We start from the raw sequence: 25925 nt of genomic DNA, 5'->3' as shown, positions 1-25925 counted from the left end.
TGCATGTTCTGCACTTATGCCAGATGCCAGATATCCTCGTTGTACTGTGCAATGGTACGGTCGGAGGAAAAGAAGCCTGCTTTTGCGATGTTGATCAGGCACTTCTTGTTCCATGCATCTTTGTTCTCGTAGTCTTTGTATACTCTTTCTTTTGTCTTGATGTACTCTTTCAGGTCGAGCAGCGTCATGAACCAGTCTTTGTTCAAGATCTCTTTGTAGAGTCTCTCCAGGCAAACCTTGTCGCCGATAGCAAGAAGCTCATCGCTGACGATGAAATCAACCAGCTTTGCAATCTCCGGATCTTCGTCATAGATGTCTTTTGAGCAGTAAGCAGCATCTGCGTACAGATCAATGACATCCTGCGGTTTCTTTCCGAAGATGTAGATGTTTTCTTTTCCGACAAGATCGCCAATCTCAACGTTTGCACCGTCTTCTGTTCCAAGCGTCAGGGCACCGTTCAGCATGAATTTCATGTTTCCGGTTCCGGAAGCCTCTTTGGATGCCAGGGAGATCTGCTCGGAGATATCTGCTGCCGGGATCACCTTTGCAGCTTTTGATACGTTGTAGTTCTCAAGCATAATCACTTTGAAGTACGGGCTTACCTCAGGATCGTTATCAATCAGCTCCTGCAGGCACAGGATCAGATGGATGATATCTTTTGCGATGATATAAGCCGGTGCAGCCTTTGCACCGAATACCATGGTGATCGGGGTTTTCGGCTTGTTGCCGCTCTTGATATCCATGTATTTGTAAATAGCGTACAGGGCGTTCATCTGCTGGCGTTTGTACTCATGAAGACGTTTTACCTGTACATCGATGATGGAATTTTCATCCAGCGCGATATTCTGTGTCTCATACAGGAACTGTTTGAGATCCAGTTTGCGGTTGTGTTTGATCTCCTCAAGTTTTGCAAGAACCTTCTTGTTGTCTTTGTATTTGAGCAGTTTTTCCAGCTCGTCGGCATCTTTTTTGAATCCCGGTCCGATCAGGCTCTCGATATACTGTGCCAGTTCACGGTTGCAGTGCAGCAGCCAGCGGCGGAAAGTGATTCCGTTTGTCTTGTTGTTGAATTTCTCCGGATAAATATCGTAGAACGGTTTCAGCTCGGAGTTTTTCAGGATCTCGGTGTGCAGTGCTGCAACGCCGTTAACAGAAAATCCGTAGTGGATATCCATGTGTGCCATGTGGACGCGCTGATCCTTATCGATGATCGCTACTTTCTCATCTTTGTATTTCTTCTTTGCCTGTGCGTCCAGCTCGTGGATAATCGGCATCAGGTGCGGAACAACCTCCTCGAGGTAATCGATCGGCCATTTTTCCAGTGCCTCTGCCAGAATGGTGTGGTTGGTGTAAGCACAGGTCTTGCTTACAACATCGATGGCTTCCTGCATGGTAAAGCCTCTCTCCTGCAGCAGACGGATCAGCTCCGGAATGACCATGGACGGATGAGTATCGTTGATCTGGATCACAACGTGATCATACAGCTTATGCAGATCGTAGCCCTTCTGCTCGCACTCCATCAGGATGAACTGTGCGCCGTTGCTGACCATGAAATACTGCTGGTAGATACGAAGCAGCTGTCCGGCACGGTCGCTGTCATCCGGGTAGAGGAACAGTGTCAGGTTTTTCTGGATCTGATGCTTGTCAAAGTTGATGCTGTCTGATGGAACGATACTCTCGTCTACCGTATCTACATCGAACAGATGCAGACGGTTACAGCCATTGTTGTAACCCGGTACGTCGATATCATACAGGGTAGAATGCATCGTGAAGTTTTTATACGGAACTGCAAAGGATACCGGCTGTCTGACGAGCCAGCTCTCATTTGTGATCCATGGATTTTTCACTTCTTTCTGTTTGTGGTCGACCAGAAGCTGGCGGAACAGACCGAAGTGATAATTAAGGCCGATACCGTCTCCCGGCAGGCCAAGCGTTGCGATAGAATCAAGGAAGCATGCTGCCAGACGGCCGAGACCTCCGTTTCCAAGGGACGGCTCCATTTCCATCTCCTCGATCTCCGTCAGCTCTCTTCCGTGAGCTGCAAGTGCTTTTTCAACTTCCTCGTACATGCCAAGGTTGATCAGGTTATTGGACAGCAGTTTTCCGATCAGAAACTCTGCTGAAATATAATACAGCTTCTTACTTCCGGTGTTTCTTTTGCGACCTGCCATCTCCTGTTTGGTGATAACCATCAGGGCTTCAAAGATTTCGCTCTTTGTGCAGTTGTCCAGATCTCTTCCAAAACGCTCTTTTAAGATTGCCTGAATTCTTTCTTCCATTTTTTTCTCCTCGTATTGCTGTGGATAAATTCCCACAGTGTCATTTAGTTGCGCTGCCATTCCAGATTTCCTGCAATTGGCAGCTTTCGCAGTTCCATGCAAAGCTTTTCCCTGAATGGGACGGTTCACTTCTGCATCACTTTTTGGGGCAGCGAAACAGCAAATATTTTACTGCTGCGCGATCCGCGACTTTGTGGATTCCCTTACGACGAGTTCCCCATCGTATACTTTGCTGCAGGGTTCTTCTTTCCCTGAAATTAAGGAAAACAGCATCTTCGCCGTCTCTGCAGCAAGCTGCTCCACCGGCTGGCGGATCGTTGTGATACTGGGTATATAATACTCTCCCGCATCAATTCCGTCAAATCCTGCAACGGAAATATCATCCGGCACGGTAAGCCCGGCCTCTTTTAAGGCACGGCACGCACCGATTGCCAGCGTATCCGCGGTGGCATACAGCGCGGAAAACTCCGTCTTTTTTTCCAGAATTTCTTTTGTTATCTTGTACCCTGTGGCGAAAGAATACGTGTCGTCCTTCGTCATATGAAATACCAGATCAGGGTCATAAGGTATCCCATGATCTAGTAAAGCCTGGCGGTACGCATTCAGACGGAGGCGTCCGATACTGATGTCGTCCTCGCAGGCGGTAATGATGGCAATGCGCCGGTGCCCGAGACCACAGAGATAATCTACCATCTTATAGCTTTCCCTGTAGTCATCGACCGATACGCTCGCGCACGGTTTTCCTCCGTCTGAAACCGCCCCGATTGTACTGATCACGTACGGAACCGGGATCTGCGCCATTTTCTCATGCGGATGCGTAAAGTTTCCGCCGAGGAAAATGATGCCGCGCAGCCGTTTTTCTTTGACGATCTCGATCGCGGAGTCTACCTCATTTGCCTTTTCCTCTACTCGCTCAATAATGCAGGCGTATTTCTTTTTTCGCACAACCTCTTCAATCACACTGATCATGTTGTTGAAGAACATGTTGTCCATGCCTTTTACCAGAATGGCAATCGCTTTGGCATTCGACCGCTTCAGGTTTCTGGCACTGTTGTTCGGTACGTAATTCGATTCGGCAATCACCTTTAAGATCATCTCTTTTGTTTCCGGATTGATGTCCGGATGATTGTTCATCGCTCTCGATACGGTACTCACGCCTACCTTACATTTGCGGGCAATGTCCCTGATTGTTACCTGTTCCATATTCTGCAGGCCTCTCCTTTAAACTCTGTACCTGTTCTGCCGGAATCTCTTCCGGCTTGTTTTCCCGGCCTGTTTTGCTTTCTCTCCGGCGCGTATTTTTATTTTGCAATACGTGCTGTAATCTGTGTCAGCCGATGAATTCTCTTTGCCAGCTCCGGTGTAAACTGTCCCGGAAGCAGGCGCCATTTCCAGTTATTTCCAAGTGTAGACGGATAGTTAATTCTCGCCTCCGTTCCAAGACCTAAAAATTCCTGCATCGGAGTGACAGCCAGATTTGCCACGCTCTCCATTGACATGCGAATGAAATCCCACGGGAGTTCCTCGTCGGTACTCTTTGCATTTCCCATATACTCTTTGGAGAATTCGCGGTCTTCCTCACTCATGACATAATACCATCCAAGAATGGTATCATTGTCGTGCGTTCCGGTGTAGACAACACAGTTTCTCTCGTAATTGTGCGGCAGATAATCACTCTCCTCACGGGAGTCAAAAGCAAACTGCAGCACCTTCATACCCGGATAGCCGGATTCTTTCACCATTTCGATCACGCTTTCGGTAAGATATCCCAGGTCTTCTGCGATGACATCCACATCGCCGAGCTTTTCTTTGACGGTGTTGAACAGATCCATGCCCGGTCCTTTTTCCCAGTGGCCGCGCTCTGCCGTCTGATCACCGAACGGGATGGAATAATATTCATCAAATCCGCGGAAATGGTCGATGCGGACAGTATCGTACAGTTTAAACACGTGAGCCAGACGTAACAGCCACCATGCATAACCTGTGCTCTTATGATAGTCCCATTTGTATAACGGGTTGCCCCAGAGCTGTCCGGTTGCGGAGAACGCATCCGGCGGGCATCCGGCAACTGCTTTTGGCTGGTTGTCCTCATCAAACTGGAACAGAACCGGATTTGCCCAGGTGTCAGCGCTGTCAAATGCCACATAAATCGGAATATCACCGATGATACGGATACCCTTTTCATTTGCGTATGCTTTCAATGCTTTCCACTGTTTCAGGAACATAAACTGCTGGAATTTGTAAAATGCAACCTCCCCGGCAAGTTCTTCCCGTTTCTGATTCAGTGCTGCTTCTTCTCTGTCCTTTAATTCTGCCGGCCACTCACTCCAGCTGATTCCGCCGAGTGCATCCTTAATCGCCATATACAGCGCATAATCCTCCAGCCAGTAACCATTTTCCGATACAAATGCATCATATACGTCATCTGCCGCAAATCTTTCAAATGCTTTTCTGAGTACTTTGAAACGGGACAGATAAATCTTTTCGTAATCAATATACTCCGCATTGTCACCGAAATCGCACGCATCACACTCTTCTTCTGTCAGAAGTCCCTCTTTTACCAGGGTCTCCAGATCAATAAAATATGGATTTCCTGCAAAAGTAGAGAACGACTGGTACGGCGAATCTCCATATCCCGTCGGTCCAAGTGGAAGAATCTGCCAGTAGCTCTGGCCGGCCTCCTCCAGGCGATCCACAAATTCATACGCTTCTTTCGAAAAACATCCGATTCCATATCGGGACGGCAGCGAAGCTACCGGAAGTAAAATACCACTTGTTCTCATTTTTAAACCCTTTCTCCTTGTCGTTTTTTCTATCCATCCGACCCCACAAATACATAATTCCTGTTCACGGATACGCAGCAAATTGTAACTTATACAGCCCTTCTAGCCAGCTCATTTTGTTTCGTAAAAACAGGGCTGCCTGTATCTCGTCTGTATTTCCGGAAACGGTGTCGGTAACGTTTCCGGAACTCGTTATATTTACAATACCATACTCTGCATCAAAAAACAACCCCCAAACCCCTTATCATATTTACCAAATATTGAATCCTCTGTTTATTCAAAACAACGAATTTGCATTTTTGTAACGATGCAAAACCATACCGCAAAAGACAGCATGCGGGGACGGAACCACTTTGGAGGCTTGGAAATCATGAATATTCCAGGCCTCCCGCATAGATTCTTCCTCCGCATGCTGTCTTTTGCGGTATCTGTTTTTCACTTAAAACTCCAGAATAATCTTTGTTCCGGTTCCAAGCGTACTCTCAATTTTAATCTTCGCATCATGAAGAATTGCTCCATGCTTCACAATGGAAAGTCCAAGTCCGGTACCTCCCGTTTCGCGGGAATGACTCTTATCCACACGATAGAACCGTTCAAAGATCCGCTCCTGATCTTCCTTTGCAATTCCGATTCCGGTATCTGCCACAGATACCACTGCCCGTCCGTTTCTTCCGCGTGAAACCGTCACTTCAACTTCACCGTCCTTGCGGTTGTACTTGATCGCATTGTCGCAGAGATTGTAGATCATCTCATAGAGAACCTGTCTTGCACCTTTGATCCGGCAGCTCTCTCCTCTCAGTGTCATCTTCACCTGCTGCTCCTTTGCACGTATGGAAAGATGTCCCTCGACATCACGGCAGATCTGCATCAGATCCACTTCCTCCATCGGGATTGACTGGTCGTTTTCGTCCAGTCTGGACAGCTTGATAATATCCTCGACAAGAGAGCTTAACCGGCTCGCCTCACTGTGGATTCTGCCCGCAAATTTGGGAATATCCTCCGGTTTTACCATGTTGTTTTCGATGATCTCCGCATATCCGGAAATCGACATCAGCGGTGTTTTCAGCTCATGTGACACATTGGCTGAAAACTCACGGCGCATCACCTCGGCTTTCTGTTTTTCCGTCACATCCAGCACCAGGATTACCGCACCGGATACAACACGGTCCACACGCACCGGATTTGCAAGAAGCTGATAGACTCTTCCATTTATCTCCAGCATCCGTTCCTCGGAACTGCCCTCCAGCGCATGATCCAGTGCCTCCTTCAGCTGCTCGTTGCGGCTGACTGTCACGATATTGTGGTTGATGCACTCCTCCGCTGTCACATCAAACAGATTCTGTGCCGAACGGTTGATGGAAAGTACGACCGACTGGTTTGTCACGATCAGACCATCCTTCATATATTCCGTGATTGCAAGATACTCCTCCTGATTATGGCGGAGCTCCTCCATCTGCTGCTGAATCTGCTTCTGCTGCTGATGAATTCTTCCAAGCAGCGGACTCAATTCCTCATACGCTTTGTTGTCCAGCGGATGATTCAGATCAATCTCATTGATCGGCTTTACAAGCGCCTTTGTCATATGGCTGACCATCAGCAGCTCCACGACAAGGACTGCCGCAATCAGTACAACCACCAGCCATATATTCCGCAGCATCACACCGAACACACTGTCTGTCGTCAGGGAAACACGGATGATTTTTCTATTGTCCAGGCGCAATGCCGTATAATATGTTTTGCTCCGCAGGGTCTCGGAATAACGGGAAATATTGCTTTCCCCGGTCTTTTCCGCCTCAATCACCTCCGGCCGCCCGGAATGGTTTCCCATCATGTTCTCATCCTCGACCGAATCAAACAGAACGGTTCCGTCCGTGTCAATCAGGGTAACCCGGCTTGCCGTAATCTTGCCGGCCGGTTTATCCAGACTGTCATCACCCATCTTGTCCAGAAAATACCTGTAATACTCACATTCATTTCTCACCGAAACACGAAGCTGCTCCGCCGTATTGTTGTACATTGCCCAGCTCATGGTGAAAAAAGTCAGGATAATCGCAGCGATAATCAACGCTCCCGCATGTTGAAAGACTTTTTTACGCATCTTACTTTCTCAGCCTCCTATCCGGTATCCCACGCCGCGGACCGTCTCGATCAGCTCGCCGCATTCGCCCAGCTTCTGGCGGAGTGTACGCACATGAACGTCTACCGTACGGGTTTCTCCGTCAAAATCATAGCCCCAGACATGGCCGAGCAGACGGTCTCTCGTAAGGACAATTCCTTTATTTTCCATTAAAAATTTCAGCAGTTCAAACTCTTTTAAAGTCAGGGTAACCTTCTCCCCTTTGGCCAGAACCTGATGCTGTTTCACCTGGATCTGCAGATCCCCGGTCTCCAGCACATCGTTTTCCTTCTCTTCTTTTCCGGCACGGCGCAGCACGGCACGTACCCTTGCGATAAATTCCATCATGCCGAACGGCTTGGTAATATAGTCATCGGCTCCGCAGTCAAGGCCCATGACCTTATCATACTCAGCGCCCTTTGCCGTTACCATAATGACCGGAATTTCTTTTGTTACTTCCGATGCCTTGAGGCGTGAAAGAATTTCAAGACCATCCTCCCCCGGAAGCATGATATCCAGGAGAATCAGATCCGGAAGCTGTTCTGCAATAGCTGCATTCAGCTCTTTTCCGCTTTCCAGGCCTCTTGCGGTAAAACCGCTCGATTCCAGTGTGTATACGATCAGTTCCCGTATATTTCTTTCATCTTCCACGCAGTATATCATCTGTTATTCCCCTTTATGGTGACCGTTAATGGAGTACACAACCCATTCCGCAATGTTTGTTGCATGGTCACCGATTCTTTCATAATATTTTGCAATCATCAGATAGTCCAGAGACTGGACATCTGTGGTAATTCCCTTTCGCATACCCTGCAGAATTTCATCCTTGACCTCATCAAAAAGATCATCCACGATATCATCGAAATCGATAACCTCCCGTGCAAGCTTCAGATCCTGCTTAACGTATGCATCGATGCATTTTGTTACCATAGAAGCTGTTGCTTTCGCCATATCCTTCAGACGGATGCTTGCATCCGGCACACCAAGACTCGTTACTTTTACGATATCCGCAATATCCGCTGCCTGGTCTCCGATCCGCTCCATATCGGTAATCATTTTTAATGCCGCAGATACCTGACGCAGATCACGTGCTACCGGCTGCTGCTGTAAAATGATGCGGAAGCAGAGATCCTCGATCTCCCGTTCTTTCGCATCGACAACCTGGTCTTTTTTGATAATCTCTTCTGCCGCTCTCTGGTTTCCCTCCAGCAGAACCTCATATGTCCGTCCGATTGCCTGCTCGCAGAGTGCGCCAAGCTCAATCAGCTCCGTGTGCAGAATTTCCATCTGCTGCTCAAATCTTTCCCGCATATCAGCCAAACCTCCCTGTAATATAATCCTCTGTCCGTTTATCCTTCGGCATGGAGAAGATCTGTTCGGTCTCTCCGTATTCTACTACCTCTCCTAACAGGAAAAATGCGGTTTTGTCAGAAATTCTGGCTGCCTGCTGCATATTGTGTGTTACCATGACAATAGTATAATCTTTTTTCAGTTCTACCGCAAGATCTTCGATTTTGGAAGTAGAAATCGGATCCAGTGCTGAGGTTGGTTCGTCCATCAGAAGAACCTCCGGCTGTACGGCAAGGGCACGCGCAATGCAAAGACGCTGCTGCTGTCCGCCGGACATGCCAAGTGCGCTTTTCTTCAAACGGTCCTTCACCTCATCCCAGATTGCTGCCTGTCGAAGAGACTGCTCCACAATATCATCCAGCTTTGCTTTGGAACGGACACCATGGGTTCTCGGTCCATAGGCAATGTTGTCGTAAATGCTCATCGGAAACGGATTTGGTTTCTGAAATACCATGCCGACCCGTTTGCGGAGTCCGTTGACATCCATTTTTCCGCTGTAGATGTTTTCTCCGTCCAGCAGCATTTCACCGGTGATCCGGCAGCCCGGAACGAGATCGTTCATTCTGTTGATGGATTTTAACAGGGTCGATTTACCACAGCCGGAAGGTCCGATAAAAGCCGTCACCTCATTGACATCAATGCTCAGATTGATATTTTTTAAGGCATGAAAGTCTCCGTAATAAAGATCCATATTGGATACATCTATTTTACTCATGTTTTTTCCTCGTCTCTCTTTTATTTCTTTGCAATTTTCTTCGCAATCATTCCGGAACAGCCGTTGATCAGAAGGACAATCAGCATCAGGATGACGCCGGTTGCATACATCTGATTCATATAGAGGCCTTCACTGGAAAGTGCATACATATGAACGGCAAGGGTACGGCCGGAATCCATAAGGCCTGCCACCTTTGCAATCGTTCCTGCTGTGAAAAGAAGCGCTGCCGTCTCTCCTACGACACGGCCTGTCGCAAGAATGACACCGGAAAGAATGCCGGGTACGGCAGATGGAAGAACAATTTTAAAAATCGTACGAAGCTTTCCGGCTCCCAATCCAAAGCTTGCTTCCCGATAAGAATCCGGAACCGATTTTAAGGCTTCTTCTGCTGTTCGCATAATCAGCGGAAGAATCATGATGGCAAGTGTACAGGCACCGGACATCATCGAATATCCCATTTTCAGGGTTTTCGTAAAAAACAGCATACCGAACAGACCGTAAACAATCGATGGGATACCGGAAAGGGTCTCTGCCGTAATCCGGATCAGGCCAACCAGTTTTCCGCGTTTGTTGGCATATTCAACCAGATAAATCGCCGAGAAAATGCCAAGCGGCGCAGCAAGCAGCAGGGAAAGTACTGTCATCGTAACAGTGTTGATGATCGCCGGAAGCATCGTAACATTCTCTGTATTATAGGTCCAGGCAAACTGCTCCAGTGTCAGGTTTTTCACGCCACGAATCAGAATGAATCCAACCAGGAAAACCAGAACGGCAAGTGCAAGAATAGCTGCTCCCCAGGTAATTCCGGTCAGCACGGAGGAAAAAACACTTTTGTGATACGTAACCTTTGTTCTTTCTTTTTCTTTTGTATTTATTTTTACAGCTTCCATTGTATTTACAGCTCCATTTCCTTTAATCATCATAAGGTACCCTCCGGTTCAGCATAGACACCGATAAATTGATCAGCAGGATAAAGACAAACAACACAACACCCGTTGCAATCAGCGCCTCCCGGTGAAGTCCAGATGCATATCCCATCTCCAGTACAATATTGGCTGTCATGGTACGAAGGCCTTCTGTGATTCCTTTTGGCATACGAGGCTGGTTTCCGGCAATCATAATCACTGCCATTGTCTCTCCGATGGCACGTCCGATGCCAAGCACGATACCTGCCAGGATTCCGGATTTTGCCGCCGGAACAACTGCAAAGAAAACGCTCTGGGAATGCGTGGCACCAAGGCCAAGGCTTGCTTCATAGTAGGATTCCGGAACGCTTGTAATGGCGGATTCTGTTACACCGACCACGGTCGGAAGAATCATAACGGCCAGAAGAATAGATGCCGTCAGCATTGTGTTTCCATTTTTGCCGGTCAGCTGTGCCATCAACGGGACGATCACAACCAGTCCGAAAAATCCATATACGATAGACGGAATACCGGCCATCAGGTTAATACCTGTTTTGCAGATGCCGTAAAACTTTTTCGGACAGTAACGGGAAAGAAACACCGAAGTAAGAATGGCAACCGGCACACCCATCAGGATTGCAAGGCCGGTCACGCAGATACTGCCGACAATCATCGGCAGGATACCGAAAATGTTGTTTCCCGGTTTCCACACGGTACCGGTCAAAAATTTCAGCGGTCCGATTTTAAAAATGGCAGGAACGCCATTCATGAACAGGAAAATGCAGATCAGTGCAACAGCCAGTACGGAGCAGCACGCCGCAATCAGGAATACAAGTTTCATGATCGTTTCTCTTAGTTTCATAAGATAAATCCTTTCATTGTTTCGCGGAGCGTGTTTGAAAAAGACTTTCGTTTTTTTCTTACGAACTGCTTTTTCAAGCACGTTCCGAAAGACAGCTTCTTTTTCTGAACATTTTCGGATACGGAAGTAAGAGCGATTTTCCATTGTTCGCCCTTACTTCTTTTTCCATTGCTTTATACATTCTTTATTTTACATCTGCCCAGTCGGTTATGTCGCCAACATAGATGCTCTTTACCTGAGCGCTGGTCAGCCCATCGGTCGGGTTCTCTTTGTTTACGATGACAGCAATACCGTCGGTTGCGATTACGGTTGCGGTAAGCCCTAAGGATTTCTCTTCATCCTTTAAGTCACGGGATGCCATACCGATGTCGCAGAGACCGTCGCTTGCGGAAGTGATACCTGTTGTGGAATCGCTCTGCTGTACTTCGATGTTAGCGTTTGAATTTACTTTTGTATAAGCCTCTTTTAATTTTTCCATCAGTGGTGTTACAGAGGAAGATCCTGCTACCACAACCTTTTCACCGCTGCAGCTTCCTTCGTAGGCTTTGGTATCTTTGATTGCAATATATCCGTCATCTGAAACAACCTGCTGTCCGTCGGTGCTTAAGATGTAGTCCATGAAATCCTGCGCATCTACGGAAAGACCGTCTTTTGTTACAATGTTGAACGGACGGCTTACTTTATAGGAACCGTTTTCTACGTTCTCTGCGCTTGCCTCTGCTCCGTCGATTTTCAGCGCTTTGACTTCATCATTTAAGGATCCAAGGGAGATATAACCGATTGAGTACTGGTTACCTGCACCGTGCTCATCATAACGGAAGTATTGTTGGTGATCTGTGCATCAACGGTGGTGTTGTCTACTTTCTCACCTGCATCGTTTTTCTCTTCTACACCGAACAGCTCGATGAATGCACCTCTGGTACCGGAACCATCCTCACGGGAGATCACGCTGATCTGTCCGGAGAAATCTCCGCCTGCTGCGGTGCTGTCACCGTCTGTGCTGCCGGCTGCCTCTGTTGCAGAAGCCTCTTTTGTAGTGTCTGCTGCCAAAGAACTGCTGCTGTCGCTGCTTCCACATCCTACAAGCATTCCTGCAGCCATCATTGTGGTTAAGGTGATTGCAATTACTTTTCTCTTCATAATATTCTTTTCTCCTCTTTTCACACGGGATTTTTGTGATTTCTATTTTGTAAAATCGCAATCCCGATGTTTTTTACATTTCGTTTTTACAGGTATCATCATAACAACGGCGTGTAAAATGCAAAATCTCAGAGATGTTAAGTTTATGTAAAACATGAGTTTTTCCTTTTTTACATTCCATTTTTCCGGTCGTAAACCGCTCCGTCACATCTCTCGCAAGTGGCACATTTTTTCCGCGCAGTGCGATCCTGCCCGAAGGGTCCTTTTTCTCCGCAGAAACTTTCAACAAGATTTCCCATAGAAAAAAGGCTCCCCGGAATACTCTTTTTTCAGAGTATTCCGGGGAGCCTTTTTCTAAAGCATGTGCCAAAGCGGATATTCGCAATCCGCTTATTCCGTCATCGGCACGTCAAGCTTTTCGGACGCTTCTTTTAACAGATCAATGATCGGCAGATGCTGCGGACATACGCTCTCGCACTGGCCGCACTGCACGCAGTCTTCTGCTTTTCCCGATGTTTCCAGCAGTTTTTTATAATAATTTTTCGCGCGGTCTTCTTCTCCATACAGGCGGATGGTATTCAATGCCTTGAATACATCCGGAATCGCGATTCCCATCGGACATCCGTCGCAGCAGTAACGACAGGCGGTACATGGAACTGCCGGACTCTTTTTCAGCGCTTCCTGTGCTTTGGCGATCACTGCTTTTTCTTCCTCGTTTAGCGGTACAAAATTTCGGAAGGTTTTGATATTATCCTCCATCTGTTCCTCGTTTGACATACCGGAGAGCACGGTTGCAACACCCGGGAGGGAAGCCGCAAAGCGGAGTGCCCAGGACGCAATCGATGCATCCGGATGAACACGTTTCATCTCTGCTTCAATCTCTTTGCCTGCCGATGCAAGGGAACCGCCTTTTACCGGCTCCATAACAAGGAATGGCATATTGTATTTCCGAAGCACCTCATACAGACGTCCGGACTGGATCAGCGGATTGTCCCAGTCAGCATAGTTCATCTGGATCTGGACAATTTCGACCTCCGGATGCTCGGAGAGAATCTTGTCAAGCAGCTCCGGCGTTCCGTGGAAGGAGAAACCAAAGTGTTTGATCAGTCCCTCTTCTTTTTTCTTCTTGGCCCAGTTAAAACAGTCGTATTTCACATAGCCTTCATAGTTTGCGCCGTCCTCGACACTGTGCAGCAGGTAATAATCAAAGTAGCCTGCTCCGGTGCGCGCGAGCTGATCGTTGAAAATGCGGTCACGCCCCTCGATGCCCTCGTCCATCATCCACTGCGGAAGTTTGGTTGTCAGAGTAAAACTTTCTCTCGGATGACGCTCTACCAGCGCTTTTTTCACGATGCTCTCCGATTTTCCGCCGCAGTACATATAGGCGGTGTCAAAATAGTTCATTCCGGAGGCAAGGTACGCATCAACCATTTTACAGATCTGCTCCAGATCCAGTTCTCCGTCCTTCTCCGGAAGGCGCATCATGCCAAATCCTAATTTCGGCATTTTTGTTACATCTACACTCATGGTAAAATCCCCTTTCTTTCCGCGGAAACCTTCGTTTCCTCAGTATTGTTGAGAAAATTGTAGCATTAAAGTATACTTGAAAGTCAATAGTTTTTTTTATTTTCGTCAAAATTTTTCTTTGACTTTTTCCGTTTCCGGTGGTATTCTGATAAAAAATTATGATTACAAAAGGAGTAGCACTATGATCTGGAAAAACCAGTTTCTTCACCTCACAAATGGCGATGTTTCAGCTGTTTATGGGGATAGTGCGCTCTTTTTTAAGTAAACTTCACTTTTTGAGTTCTTAAAATTCTATAGAAAACGCACATATCTCCCAATCAAAATTTTACTATATTTTGACAAGGAGATTTTTTTATGTCTGAGAAAACTATCAGAAAACAAATACGAACTTTATATCTTATGACCACGGTCGGCTATTTTCAGATTGCGGCGGCTTCGTGGGTTGCACTGCTCGCACTCCGTGGATTTTCGCTGCTGCAGATCGGGATGCTCGAAAGTATTTTCCATATCGTGAGCCTCTGCTTTGAACTCCCCTCCGGCGTTGTCGCCGATGTTTTCGGGCGACGGAAAACGCTGATTGCAAGTCAGATGGCCTCCCTGATTTCCGGTACGCTGATGATTTTTTCCACCGGCTTTGCTACAACGGCGCTTGCGCTTGGATGCAGTGCGCTCAGCTATAACCTTGCATCCGGCACACGGGAGGCACTTGCGTATGACAGTCTGAAGCAGAACGGGGACGAATGGTTTTATGCCCGTTTTTCTTCTACCGAAATGATGCTGTACCGTATCACCAATTCCACCGCAACGCTCTGCGCAGGCCTTGCCCTGTGGCTGGGATACCGGCGCGCGTATGCGATTGATCTCTTCTTCGGGCTGATTGCGCTTGGCATTTCATTCCGCCTTGCGGAAATAAAAACGGACGCAACACCAGTTCATTATCCTGTTGGACAGGAAATCGTTTCGGTTGTGCAGGAAAGCTGGCAGTTTCTTGTCCGTGAGAAAAAAGCAAGAAATATTATGCTGGTGAACGCACTCATCGGTGCCGTTTCCACGCTGGTTCTCTTCTTTTTACAGGCGAAGCTGCCACTCACCGGCATGAACAACGCGCTGCTTGGACCTGCCCTCTTCGTGATGGGACTCGGCGCGGCACTGGGATCGCGGATGACGGCATACTTTCACAAATACCGCTACCGCGCGATTCTGCTGTTTGGCACGATCGGTGTACTTTTCGCCTTTCTTATGAGCTTTACCGGACTGCCGGCCCTTATGGTCTTCGGCGGATTTATCGGATCCTTTTCCGATGATTTTCTTGAAGTCCGGACCGATATTCTGCTCAATGACATGATCCCGTCCAGGCAGCGGGCGACGCTGATGTCGGTGAACTCGTTTGTCTTTTCTATGATTATGATCGTCCTTTCCACCGTATTTGGATGGATCATGTGATCGTCAAAAATTTACTTACATTGAAAAAAACGCTCATCAGTTTTTTGCTGATGAGCGTTTTTTTCAAAAAATAATCAAACACCGCCGCTCCCTGCCAGAGCGCCATCCTGGGTCTGCGGGGGTGTGCTTCCCCCCTCCACATTCTCCACCACTTTCTCTCTCTTCAACCACTTCCAGACATCGCCATACACGCGGTACTTCTCTTTCTCATTCAGTATTTCATGCCGCATTCCCGGATACAGCTTTCCTCTGACATTGCGGTACCCGATCAGCCGCATATGGTCAATGGATTTTTTAAAGCGCCGCACATTCACATAACACGGATCATCCCCGCCGGACAAAAACAGCACCGGCAGCTTCCGGTTTGTGCAATGCCATCCATGGAATCCATACGTCTCCTTCAGCAGGTCATTCAGCGCAAAAAAAGCATCATCCGAAAACGTAAAGCCACAGAGTGGGTTTTCTTCATACTCCCGCACCACCTCCGGGTCCGAACAGCACCAGGCGAACCGGCTCTTCTCATCCGCAAACCGCGCCGCAAACGATCCAAACGACATCGCCTCCAGAAGATTGCTCCGATGCTCATCCCCGAGCACCGCCGCTTCTGCGTGTCCTACAGCCGCACCCAGCGGCCGCAGATAATTCTTGCTCGGTGAACCGCACACAATCAACGCATCCAGCTCCCTATCATGTTCCTTCGCATACGTGCGCACAACCAGGGATCCCATACTGTGTCCCATCAGAATAAACGGCAGATCCGGGTACTCTTTTTTTGCCCATACCGTAACCTGAAACAGATCCTCCACAAGCCCTGCGCCGCCTGCGCCGTACATAAATCCGAGATCCTGCTCCGACTTCACACTCTTTCCGTGCCCGCGGTGATCATGAATCACACACACTATACCGTGTTCCGCCATAAACTCCATAAACGGCAGATACCGCTCCTTGTATTCGCTCATTCCATGGCTGAGCTGCAGAAGCGCCGTCCGCTGTACGCCCTCCTCCGGTTCCACCACAAGCCCGTCAAGCATCAGTCCATCCACCTTCGACTGAATCGTAAAACCTCTTTGCATTGCACCTTCCCCTTTCTTCCAGAACGATGCCGAACTGCCCGAAATTCTAAACCTCCGTGTCCTCCGAAATTTCCGGCGGAACCGCAAACGACAATGTAATCCGATCGTAGCACTCCTCGCACAGATCAAACTCATGCTTTTCCAGGTCCTTCCCGGAAAAGTACCCCCACGTCGTGTCGACCGAGCAGATCCCCTCCAGCAGCATTCCATTCTGTATTTTCATGCTTTTTCCGCAGCAGTTACACACCGCCGCTTCCAGCTCATTTGTGTTTTTGTTGTATTTCCGCATTTTTCTTCCTCCCGTGTATCAAAAAACGTTTCTTTCTTCGTTCCTGACACAAAACAGAAATCAGATCCTCCTGTGTCCTGTCGATTGTAACACACCTTTCCCGCCATTCCTACTGGGAATGAAAGGAAAGTCCCGTGCGCCAAATGCGTATACGATAACAATTTCTCTCTACCGCTTCGGAACCGATTCATCCGTCCGGCTCATCAGCACTGCGTCCTCCTTCGGGAGATCGTAGTACCCCTTCCGCATGCCGTCCTGTACAAAGCCGAGGCTCTCGTACAGATTCCGTGCCGGCGTATTGCCGATGCGCACATCCAGATGAATGACGCGCACCTTTCTCTCCTGCATCCGACGGAACAGCTCTTCCATCAGTGCACGGCCGATGCCGCGTCTTCTCGCTTTTTCTGCCACGCAGACATTTGTGATCTCACTTTCCTCAAAGGAAATCAGGATTCCGAGATATCCTAAAATTTCACCGTCCTCCTCTGCTACAAGAAACAGTGCGTCATCACGGATCAGAAATGTAAAAAATCCGGTTTCTGTCCACGGAATCGAAAAGTTGGCCTCCTCAATCGGCATCACCTGCTCCAGATCATCGATCTGCATTTCACGGATTGTGATCATTCGCTTTTTTCTCCGTTCTCCTGTTTTTTCACCACATCGGCATGCTTCACAGATTCCCGCTCCGCTCTTTCACGCTCCGCCTGCGATTTTCTCAGGTATTCCGGCTCGTGCTCTTCTGCCGTCTGAATCTTACCTTCTTTGTAATAAACCTCAGCCAGTGCTCCGACGGCTGCCGCTCTCTGGCGGTTCACGTGCGCCGGTGCAAACGAAAACGGAATCGTAAGAAGCTCCTGCAATTTTTCCCGGTAAACCGCAACGCCGTCCCCGAGGAAAATCACTTCGTGGTCGAGGCAGTTCAGGCCCTCCGCCAGTGCCTCAATGCTCATCGTATCCTGTTCCCAGACCGTATCGAGACGATGATCCGTGTAGCAGTAAACTCCGGTATAGACCTGGTTTCTTCTCGCATCCATGATCGGGCAGACAAATTTGTTAGTATCCCAGATATTGTACGCGATTGCCGCCGTCGTTGGAATGGAAATTAGTGGTTTTTCAAGTGCCAGACCAAGTCCCTTGGCTGTTGCAGAACCGATGCGAAGACCGGTAAACGAGCCCGGACCTCCGGCAACTGCAATCGCATCGATCGTTGAAAGATCCAGCTCTGTCATGTTTGAGATTTCATCCAGCATCGGAAGCAGAGTCTGGGAATGTGTTTTTTTATAATTTACGGTGTATTCCGCAAGCAGTGTGTCATTTTCAACAACAGCCACCGAAGCCACCAGGCCGGAGCTGTCCAGTGCAAGTATTTTCATAATTTTTTGTTTCCTTTCCGATATTTCCTTCCTGTGCAACTCATTTTGGCAGTCTGCCGGAAACAGGAATCTTTACGATTTCCTTTTGTTTTTCCACCACATTCAGGATTTTTTCTTTTATTCCACCGTAATTTTCCGGTAATCAAACCCTTTTTCGAGGTCTTTTTCTATCGTAATCGAAATCGCACCCTCCGGGATCAGCTCTTCAATCAGTTCTGCCCATTCGATCAGGCAGACACCCTCACCGAAAAAGTAATCATCGTATCCGATTTCTTCCATTTCTTCTATATCACCAATCCGATAAACATCGAAATGATAAAATGGCAGACGTCCTTCAGTATATTCCTGAATAATGGTAAATGTGGGACTGTTGACTGCCTCTGTGATGCCAAGTCCTTTTGCAAAGCCCTGCGTCAGAACGGTTTTTCCAACACCAAGGTCTCCGTTTAATGTATAAATCTGGCCAGGCTTCGCCGCTTTTCCCAGCTTTTCGCCAAGGGCAAGCGTCTCCGACGCAGAATTTGTTTCTATGATCATATGCTTTCTTCTCCTCTTTTTCTGCCTATCATTTTAACACAAACAAAAAGGTAATACAACCGCAGAACGAAACCGCTTTTCCTTGTGCTTTTCCTTGCTTTTTCTATCTGTTTTCGCTATACTATGTATCAGAGTTTCGCGGCCCAAAAACGTCCCACTCCTGTTTTTTCGGCCCGGAAAACGCGGTAAAACACGCTCTGCGCTTTTGTCCGCGTAAATCAAAAAGGAAAGAGATCAAAACTGTTATGCTGACTGTAATGAAATTTGGCGGAAGCTCCGTCGCAGATCTTGCGCACATCCGCAATGTAGCACAGCGCTGCATCGAAAAACAGCAGGCCGGAAGCCAGGTCGTTGTCGTTCTCTCCGCGATGGGAAAAACGACGGACGGACTGATTGCAACCGCAAAACAGATTACGGAAAAACCGTCCCGCCGCGAGATGGATATGCTTCTTGCCACCGGTGAACAGGTTTCCGTTTCCCTGATGGCCATAACCATGATTCAGATGGGCGTCAGTGCTGTTTCTTTAAATGCCTGGCAGGTACCGATGCACACGACCTCCGATTATCAGAATGCGCGCTTCAAACGGATCGACACCGAGCGCATCCGTAAAGAGCTGGATGACAACAAAATTGTCATTGTCACCGGCTTCCAGGGGATCAACAAATACGATGATATCACAACGCTCGGACGCGGCGGCTCCGATACGACTGCGGTTGCCCTCGCTGCAGAGCTGCACGCGGATGTCTGTGAAATCTACACGGATGTAGACGGCGTCTACACCGCAGATCCGCGGATTGTACCGAATGCGCGCAAGATGGAAGAGGTAACTTACGATGAAATGCTGGAGATGGCTTCGCTCGGCGCAAAAGTCCTTCACAGCAGATGCGTGGAAATCGCAAAAAAATACGGCGTGGAACTTCTGGTCTGCTCCAGTCTGAACCGGAATTCCGGAACGATGGTAAGGGAGAAAACCAAAATGGAAAAAATGTTAATCAGCGGCGTGGCTGCCGACAAAAATGTGGCAAAAATCCGTGTTGCAGGCCTTGGCAACGATCCGGAGAGCACGTTCCGCCTCTTAAATTTACTGGATCGGAACAATCTGAACATCGATGTCATGATCCAGTCACTCGGAAAGGACGGCACAAAGTCCGTTTCCTTTACCGTTGCAAAGCCGGATATGCTGCGCACGATCGATGTGCTGAACGACAATAAGGATTCGCTCGGCATCAAAAAGCTGGATTATGATGAGAACGTGGCAAAGATTTCCGTCATCGGAGCCGGTGTCCGCTCCCATTCGGGCGTGGCTGCCAAAATGTTCGGCGCGCTCGCCAATGCAGGAATCAATACCGAGATGATTACCACCTCGGAAATCCGCATCACTGCCCTGATCGACGAAGCATACGCAGATCAGGCGATGCGTGCGATCCATGAGACATTCCTGGAGTAATGATCTGAAAAAAGGGGTTTGCCCCCTTTGATACCAGATCGCTACGTGCTTTGCACTCCAGCAATCATCAAAAACATTCGTAATCCGCTCATTTTTCTTCGAAAAATGGCTACTTACGTCTTATCAAAAAATCGTAAAAAAATCAGGAGGAAAACAATGATGTCTAACCCAATCGTTACAATTACTATGGAAAACGGCGATGTGATGAAAGCAGAGCTTTACCCGGAAATCGCGCCGAACACCGTAAACAACTTCATCAGTCTGGTAAAAAAAGGCTTCTATAACGGCCTGATCTTCCACCGCGTCATCCCGGGATTCATGATCCAGGGCGGAGATCCTGCTGGCACAGGCGCCGGCGGCCCGGATTACTGCATCAAGGGTGAGTTCTCCCAGAACGGATTTGAGAACAACCTCGCACACACCCCAGGCGTTCTCTCCATGGCACGTACCATGTTCCCGGACAGCGCAGGAAGCCAGTTCTTCATCATGCACAAAGCTGCTCCGCATCTGGACGGCGCATACGCTGCTTTCGGAAAAGTAACAGAAGGCCTGGAAGTCGTAGATAAAATCGCATCTGTCAACACCGACTACAGCGACAAACCGCTGCAGCCGCAGAGAATGGCTACCGTTACCGTTGAAACCTTCGGCGTCGAGTATCCGGAACCGGAGAAATGCTAAGGATGAACGATGAACTGATGTTAGTTGAACCGTCGGAGGAATACTTCGCCGAGCTCGCCGCCTACCGGAACGATTTTCTGGAAAACAGCGATTCCATGGACGCTGCGGACCGCTTCGCCGGTTTGATGATATGAAGGCGTATCTTGAAGATACCATGCGGTATACCAGAGAGGAGACTCTGCCGGAGGGCATGGTTCTCGCAACACAGTTTCTGTGCATCCGCAAATCAGACAACCGCCTTGTCGGCATGATTCAGGTGCGCCACTACCTGAACGATTTTCTGCGCACCTTGGGCGGCCACATCGGCTACTCCGTCCGCCCGTCGGAACGCAGAAAAGGCTATGCCTCCTGGATGCTGAAAAATGTGCAGCCGTACTGCAAAAGCCTCGGTCTTTCCGAAATTCTGGTCTGCTGCCTGGATACCAACGAAGGAAGCCGCAGAACGATCCTGAAAAATGGCGGCCGGTTCGACGGCACCGCTTATCGTGCCGATGAAAACAAAACACTGGAGCGTTACTGGATCACCCTGTGATTTTTAATCTTCCATTTCGCATGGCTCTGAATAGTTTCACAAATTTTTCTTGACATCCATGTCATTTCACTTTATAATTTGGAACTGCAAGCGAACAATTCTGTTCTTATGCAAAATATATGCCCCTGGTAAAAAACCGACGGACAGGCAGGGGTAGTTGCCGAGCGTGGTTAAGAGCCACATTATTGATTGCGTTAAAAGCGCAAATTTTATGAGTTGATTACTTTATAATCGATGCTCTACGACGAGCACATCATCTTATGAAACGGTCAATAAGAGTACGTGACTATATATTTCTGCATAGGAAAACAGGGAGAAGCCTGGATTTTTGTCCATCCCCTGAAGTTTGCACAATACGATCATGTATAAATTTCGATTTTTAGACAGATGATGCACGTCATCTGTCTTTTTTTCGTGCTTATAGCCAAAGATGAACCCAACACCATTTTCTGAAAAAGGAGAACCAAACAATGTCAAAAGTTATGATCATCGGATGCGGCGGTGTTGCATCCGTAGCCATTCACAAATGCTGCCAGAACAGTGAAGTATTTTCTGAAATTATGATTGCAAGCCGCACCCTTTCCAAGTGCGATGCTTTAAAAGAAAAGCTGGCTCCGACCACAAAAACCATTATCACAACAGCAAAGGTGGATGCCGACTGCACAGAAGAATTAATCGCCTTAATCAAACAGTATCAGCCGGATGCCGTATTAAATCTGGCTCTTCCTTATCAGGATCTTACCATTATGGATGCCTGCCTTGCATGTAAGGTTCCTTACATTGATACTGCAAATTACGAAGCAGAAAACACGGATGATCCGGCATGGCGTGCGATCTACGAAAAGAGATGCGAAGAGCTTGGCTTTTCTGCTTACTTTGATTACTCCTGGCAGTGGGCCTATATGGACCGTTTCAAGGAAGCCGGCATCACCGGTCTTCTCGGAACCGGCTTTGACCCTGGTGTCACCAGCGTTTTTGCAGCCTATGCACAGAAACACTATTTCGATGAAATTCACACGATTGATATTCTGGACTGCAACGGCGGCGATCATGGATATCCGTTTGCAACCAACTTCAATCCGGAAATCAACCTCCGCGAGGTATCCGCTCCCGGTTCTTACTGGGAAAACGGCCACTGGGTGGAAATTCCGCCAATGTCGATCAAACGGGAATATAACTTCGATGAGGTAGGCGAGAAGGATATGTACCTTCTTCACCATGAAGAAATTGAGGCTCTTGCAAAAAATATCCCGGGCGTAAAAAGAATCCGCTTCTTCATGACCTTCGGCCAGAGCTATCTGACCCATATGAAATGTCTGGAAAATGTAGGACTTCTCTCCACCACTCCGATTACCTTCAACGGACAGCAGATTGTACCGATCCAGTTTTTAAAAGAGCTTCTCCCGGATCCTTCCACTCTTGGTCCGCGCACCGTGGGTAAAACCAACATCGGCTGTATTTTTACCGGCATCAAGGACGGAAAAGAAAGAAGCATTTACATTTACAATGTCTGTGACCACCAGGAATGCTACCGGGAAGTAGAGTCTCAGGCGATTTCCTACACAACCGGAGTTCCGGCTATGATCGGAACCATGATGGTCGTGAACGGCCTCTGGAACAAGCCGGGTGTCTACACCACAGATGAATTTGATCCGGATCCGTATATGGAAGCACTCAACAAGTGGGGTCTTCCGTGGAAGGTCGTAGAAAATCCTGTTTTAGTAGATTAAGCCTATGTATAAGATAAACGAACTGCCAACTCCCTGTTTTGTCATTGATGAAGGCAAACTGGAAGAAAACTTAAAGCTCCTGCACCAGGTAGAAGAACGCACCGGTGCAAAAATTCTGCTGGCTCAGAAATGCTTTTCCTGCTTTTCGGAATATCCGCTGATTGGAAAATATATCAGCGGAACGACTGCCAGCGGACTCTATGAGGCGCGGCTTGGCAAGGAAGAAATGGGGCTGGAGAATCATGTGTATTCTCCGGCCTACCGCCCGCAGGATATGGAAGAGCTCGCACAGATCTGCGATCACATTATTTTCAATTCAGAAAAGCAGCTCCGAACGTACCTCCCCGTACTTAAGGCTTCCGGAACCGCAAAAGCCGGACTTCGCATCAACCCGGAATGCTCCACGCAGGAAGGCCATGCGATTTATGATCCCTGTGCGCCCGGCTCCCGCATGGGCATCCGCGCCTGCGATTTTACAGACGAACTGGCCGATCTTGTGGACGGTCTTCATTTTCATACCCTCTGTGAACAGAATTCGGATGATCTGGAAACCACGCTGCGCGCCGTGGAAGAAAAATTCGGCAAGTGGCTTTTTAAAATGAACTGGCTTAACATGGGAGGCGGACATCATATCACCCGTGAGGATTACGATATCGAACGCCTGATTTCCTGTATCAACCATATGAAAGAAACGTATGGTCTTCAGATTTACCTGGAACCCGGGGAAGCAGTTGCCTTAAACGCAGGCTACAATGTCACGGAAGTTCTCGATATTGTTGAAAATAACGGAAAAATTTTAATTCTTGACACTTCCGCTGCCTGCCATATGCCGGATGTGCTTGAGATGCCGTACCGCCCTCCGCTCAAAGACAGCGGACTGCCCGGGGAAAAGCCTTATACCTACCGCCTTTCCTGCAATACCTGCCTGGCGGGCGACGTAATCGGCGAGTATTCCTTCGATTCCCAAATCCGGATCGGTGACAGACTGTATTTTGAAGATATGGCGATTTATTCGATGGTAAAAACCAATACCTTTAACGGAATCCCACTCCCTTCCATCGCGGTGATGGACAAAGCTGGAAACTGCCGAATGATAAAGGAGTTTGGATATGAAGATTTCAAAAACCGATTGTCTTAGAACCCCAAAAGCCGATGGCTTTTACATGCCGGGCGAATTTGAGCCCCACGAAGGCACGCTGATGATCTGGCCGTGGCGCCCCGGTTCCTGGAATTACGGGGCAAAAGCGGCAAGAGCTGCATTTGCAGAAATTGCAGAAGCAATTGCCGCCTATGAGCAGGTTTATCTTTTCGTCCGGCCACAGGATAAAGCATCGGCACAGGAACTGCTTTCCTCCGACCGGATTCATCTGATCGAAGCCTCGACAGAGGATGCCTGGGCAAGAGATACCGGCGCTACGTTTGTGGTCAACGATCAGGGTGGGCGAAGAGGCATTCAATGGGAATTCAACGCCTGGGGCGGCCAGTATGACGGTCTGTACTCCCACTTTGAACATGACCGTGAGGTTCCGGAACGAATCTGCAATTTTCTCGGAGATTCCTTCTATAATGCCCGCCCCTTTGTTCTGGAAGGCGGCTCCATCCATGTTGACGGGGAAGGAACCCTGCTTACGACCGAAGAATGTCTGCTGAGTCCGGGGCGCAATCCTTCTCTTACAAGAGCGGAAATTGAAGAAAAGCTGTGTCAGTATCTTTCGGTCGAGAAAATCATCTGGCTGCCTTTTGGTATTTACAACGATGAAACCAACGGCCATATCGATAATATGTGCTGCTTTGTAAAGCCAGGAGAAGTACTTCTTGCCTGGACAGATGACGAAAACGATCCTCAGTATGCCAGAAGCAGGGCCGCTTTTGATCTTCTCTCCCATACCGTTGACGCGAAGGGACGAAGCTTTGTAATTCACAAGCTGCCCATTCCAAAGCATCCCATCTGTATTACAGAAGAAGATCTTCTCGGCTATGATTTTGAAGCTGGCGAAGATCAGCGGGAAGCCGGGGAACGCCTTGCCGCCAGCTATATCAATTTTTATCTTGCCAATCACTGTGTCCTTCTTCCCCGTTTCGGCGATGAAAACGATACCGTGGCTGCAGAAATTCTCGGAAAATGCTTCCCGGATCGACGGATCCTCCCTGTCGATGCACGCGTCATTCTGACCGGCGGAGGCAACATTCACTGTATTACCCAGCAGATTCCGGCAAAGAAAAGAGGAAACAGATTATGAGAAATATAAAAATTGCCGCACTGCAGTTTTCATGCTGCGGCCAGGTACAGGAAAATATAGACAAAGCAGAGACCATGGTCCGTGAAGCCGCTTCCAACGGCGCCAATCTCATCCTTCTTCCTGAATTATTTGAAAGACCGTATTTTTGTCAGGAAAAGCGATACGATTATTATGATTATGCCCTGCCTTTGACAGAAAATCCCGCTGTCCGGCGTTTTCAGGCCGTTGCCAGAGAACTTGGGGTCGTGATTCCAGTCAGCTTTTATGAAAGGGATGTTCAGCGCCTGTTTAATTCCATTGCCATGATCGATGCAGACGGATCCATTCTTGGCGTTTACCGCAAGACCCATATCCCGGACGATCATTTTTATCAGGAAAAATTCTATTTCACTCCGGGAGATACGGGATTCAAGGTCTTTGAAACACGTTTCGGAGCCGTCGGCGTCGGCATCTGCTGGGATCAGTGGTTTCCGGAAACAGCACGATGTATGGCTGTGCAGGGGGCTGAAATCCTGCTCTATCCTACCGCGATCGGAAGTGAGCCGATCCTGAATGTAGACAGCAGCGGGCACTGGCGGCGCGTCATGCAGGGACATGCTGCCGCAAATCTTGTTCCGGTTGCTGCTGCAAACCGGATTGGTACCGAAACCGTAACGCCCTGTGAAGAAAATGGCGGCCAGTCCTCTTCTCTTACTTTCTACGGTTCTTCCTTTATTGCCGATGCAACCGGTGAACTCGTAGCATCTGCCGGAAGAGATACCGAGGAAATCCTGTACGCCTCCTTCGATCTGGATGCCCTGCGCGAAGAACGTTTTTCCTGGGGGCTTTTCCGTGACCGGCGGCCGGAAACTTATCGTATCATGACGAAACAGTAAAGCTCTGTCTCTTCCTGTTGTAACTCTTCC

General features: G+C 48.4%; 24 protein-coding genes and 1 pseudogene. 8 read left to right on the top strand and 17 right to left on the bottom strand.

What is annotated here, in order from left to right; genetic code table 11:
• Window positions 1–14: 14 nt before the first annotated feature.
• The 12 genes and pseudogenes from DXA55_RS08785 to DXA55_RS08730 all read right to left on the bottom strand — a co-directional run bounded on the left by DXA55_RS08785 (window position 15) and on the right by DXA55_RS08730 (window position 13677).
• Window positions 15–2279: a glycogen/starch/alpha-glucan phosphorylase gene (locus DXA55_RS08785; RefSeq protein WP_055227980.1), complete on the bottom strand. Its 2265-nt coding sequence runs from the start codon at window positions 2277–2279 to the stop codon at window positions 15–17.
• 168 nt (window positions 2280–2447) lie between these two features.
• Window positions 2448–3482 carry a LacI family DNA-binding transcriptional regulator gene (locus DXA55_RS08780; protein ID WP_117802081.1) on the bottom strand — a complete coding sequence of 345 codons (1035 nt, stop codon included), beginning with the start codon at window positions 3480–3482 and terminating at the stop codon, window positions 2448–2450.
• Window positions 3483–3580: 98 nt separating this feature from the next.
• Window positions 3581–5062: a 4-alpha-glucanotransferase gene (malQ, locus tag DXA55_RS08775; RefSeq protein ID WP_117813780.1), complete on the bottom strand. Its 1482-nt coding sequence runs from the start codon at window positions 5060–5062 to the stop codon at window positions 3581–3583.
• A 439-nt stretch (window positions 5063–5501) separates the two neighbouring features.
• A complete protein-coding gene (locus DXA55_RS08770; protein WP_055220580.1) occupies window positions 5502–7160 on the bottom strand; it encodes a sensor histidine kinase in 1659 nt (552 codons plus the stop codon).
• Between the two features lie 9 nt (window positions 7161–7169).
• Window positions 7170–7841 (bottom strand): winged helix-turn-helix domain-containing protein, encoded by a 672-nt coding sequence (locus tag DXA55_RS08765; RefSeq protein WP_022462258.1) that lies wholly within the window; start codon window positions 7839–7841, stop codon window positions 7170–7172.
• 3 nt (window positions 7842–7844) lie between these two features.
• The gene (gene phoU, locus DXA55_RS08760; RefSeq protein WP_022462257.1) at window positions 7845–8489 is read right to left on the bottom strand and encodes a phosphate signaling complex protein PhoU; all 645 of its coding nucleotides are present in this window, start codon (window positions 8487–8489) and stop codon (window positions 7845–7847) included.
• Between the two features lies 1 nt (window position 8490).
• On the bottom strand, window positions 8491–9243 hold the full coding sequence (gene pstB, locus DXA55_RS08755; protein ID WP_117813778.1) for a phosphate ABC transporter ATP-binding protein PstB: 753 nt from the start codon (window positions 9241–9243) through the stop codon (window positions 8491–8493).
• A gap of 20 nt (window positions 9244–9263) precedes the next feature.
• Complete coding sequence (gene pstA, locus DXA55_RS08750) at window positions 9264–10163, bottom strand: phosphate ABC transporter permease PstA (protein WP_442857660.1); 900 nt, start codon at window positions 10161–10163, stop codon at window positions 9264–9266.
• Entirely contained in the window at window positions 10156–11010 is an 855-nt protein-coding gene (gene pstC, locus DXA55_RS08745) for a phosphate ABC transporter permease subunit PstC (protein ID WP_242998431.1), read from the bottom strand. The genes pstA and pstC overlap by 8 nt, the downstream gene beginning before the upstream one ends.
• Before the next feature lie 184 nt (window positions 11011–11194).
• Window positions 11195–12150: pseudogene (locus DXA55_RS19265) on the bottom strand (substrate-binding domain-containing protein).
• A 73-nt stretch (window positions 12151–12223) separates the two neighbouring features.
• On the bottom strand, window positions 12224–12535 hold the full coding sequence (locus DXA55_RS08735; protein WP_147342005.1) for a hypothetical protein: 312 nt from the start codon (window positions 12533–12535) through the stop codon (window positions 12224–12226).
• A 5-nt stretch (window positions 12536–12540) separates the two neighbouring features.
• On the bottom strand, window positions 12541–13677 hold the full coding sequence (locus DXA55_RS08730; RefSeq protein ID WP_242998429.1) for an aldo/keto reductase: 1137 nt from the start codon (window positions 13675–13677) through the stop codon (window positions 12541–12543).
• A gap of 354 nt (window positions 13678–14031) precedes the next feature.
• Here DXA55_RS08730 and DXA55_RS08725 point away from each other — a divergent pair, with 354 nt between their 5' ends.
• Window positions 14032–15120 carry an MFS transporter gene (locus tag DXA55_RS08725; RefSeq protein ID WP_117813774.1) on the top strand — a complete coding sequence of 363 codons (1089 nt, stop codon included), beginning with the start codon at window positions 14032–14034 and terminating at the stop codon, window positions 15118–15120.
• Between the two features lie 74 nt (window positions 15121–15194).
• Here DXA55_RS08725 and DXA55_RS08720 read toward each other — a convergent pair whose 3' ends face one another.
• The 5 genes from DXA55_RS08720 to tsaE form a co-directional block, all read right to left on the bottom strand.
• A complete protein-coding gene (locus tag DXA55_RS08720) occupies window positions 15195–16193 on the bottom strand; it encodes an alpha/beta fold hydrolase (protein ID WP_117813772.1) in 999 nt (332 codons plus the stop codon).
• A 46-nt stretch (window positions 16194–16239) separates the two neighbouring features.
• A complete protein-coding gene (locus DXA55_RS08715; RefSeq protein WP_022462249.1) occupies window positions 16240–16482 on the bottom strand; it encodes a hypothetical protein in 243 nt (80 codons plus the stop codon).
• A gap of 168 nt (window positions 16483–16650) precedes the next feature.
• Entirely contained in the window at window positions 16651–17106 is a 456-nt protein-coding gene (gene rimI, locus DXA55_RS08710) for a ribosomal protein S18-alanine N-acetyltransferase (protein ID WP_242998427.1), read from the bottom strand.
• Window positions 17103–17855: a tRNA (adenosine(37)-N6)-threonylcarbamoyltransferase complex dimerization subunit type 1 TsaB gene (tsaB, locus tag DXA55_RS08705; protein ID WP_055266392.1), complete on the bottom strand. Its 753-nt coding sequence runs from the start codon at window positions 17853–17855 to the stop codon at window positions 17103–17105. Before tsaB ends, rimI begins: the two co-directional genes overlap by 4 nt.
• A 117-nt stretch (window positions 17856–17972) precedes the next feature.
• Window positions 17973–18392, bottom strand: coding sequence for a tRNA (adenosine(37)-N6)-threonylcarbamoyltransferase complex ATPase subunit type 1 TsaE (tsaE, locus tag DXA55_RS08700; protein WP_022462246.1), 420 nt, complete (start codon window positions 18390–18392; stop codon window positions 17973–17975).
• A gap of 245 nt (window positions 18393–18637) precedes the next feature.
• Here tsaE and DXA55_RS08695 point away from each other — a divergent pair, with 245 nt between their 5' ends.
• The 7 genes from DXA55_RS08695 (at window position 18638) to aguB (ending at window position 25895) form a co-directional block, all read left to right on the top strand.
• Entirely contained in the window at window positions 18638–19840 is a 1203-nt protein-coding gene (locus tag DXA55_RS08695; protein WP_117813770.1) for an aspartate kinase, read from the top strand.
• 159 nt (window positions 19841–19999) lie between these two features.
• The gene (locus DXA55_RS08690) at window positions 20000–20518 is read left to right on the top strand and encodes a peptidylprolyl isomerase (RefSeq protein ID WP_117813768.1); all 519 of its coding nucleotides are present in this window, start codon (window positions 20000–20002) and stop codon (window positions 20516–20518) included.
• A gap of 130 nt (window positions 20519–20648) precedes the next feature.
• Entirely contained in the window at window positions 20649–21050 is a 402-nt protein-coding gene (locus DXA55_RS08685) for a GNAT family N-acetyltransferase (protein ID WP_117813766.1), read from the top strand.
• A gap of 470 nt (window positions 21051–21520) precedes the next feature.
• On the top strand, window positions 21521–22780 hold the full coding sequence (locus tag DXA55_RS08680; protein ID WP_022462242.1) for a saccharopine dehydrogenase family protein: 1260 nt from the start codon (window positions 21521–21523) through the stop codon (window positions 22778–22780).
• 4 nt (window positions 22781–22784) lie between these two features.
• On the top strand, window positions 22785–23918 hold the full coding sequence (gene nspC, locus DXA55_RS08675; protein ID WP_117813764.1) for a carboxynorspermidine decarboxylase: 1134 nt from the start codon (window positions 22785–22787) through the stop codon (window positions 23916–23918).
• A complete protein-coding gene (gene aguA / locus DXA55_RS08670; RefSeq protein ID WP_117813762.1) occupies window positions 23890–25020 on the top strand; it encodes an agmatine deiminase in 1131 nt (376 codons plus the stop codon). Before nspC ends, aguA begins: the two co-directional genes overlap by 29 nt.
• Window positions 25017–25895 carry an N-carbamoylputrescine amidase gene (gene aguB / locus DXA55_RS08665; RefSeq protein WP_117813760.1) on the top strand — a complete coding sequence of 293 codons (879 nt, stop codon included), beginning with the start codon at window positions 25017–25019 and terminating at the stop codon, window positions 25893–25895. Before aguA ends, aguB begins: the two co-directional genes overlap by 4 nt.
• Window positions 25896–25925: the final 30 nt, after the last annotated feature.

The sequence above is a fragment of the Blautia sp. OF03-13 genome (genome assembly GCF_003460685.1).
In the GTDB taxonomy this organism is placed as follows: Bacteria; Bacillota; Clostridia; order Lachnospirales; family Lachnospiraceae; genus Fusicatenibacter; species Fusicatenibacter saccharivorans.
This window is presented reverse-complemented; position numbering and strand designations above follow the sequence as displayed.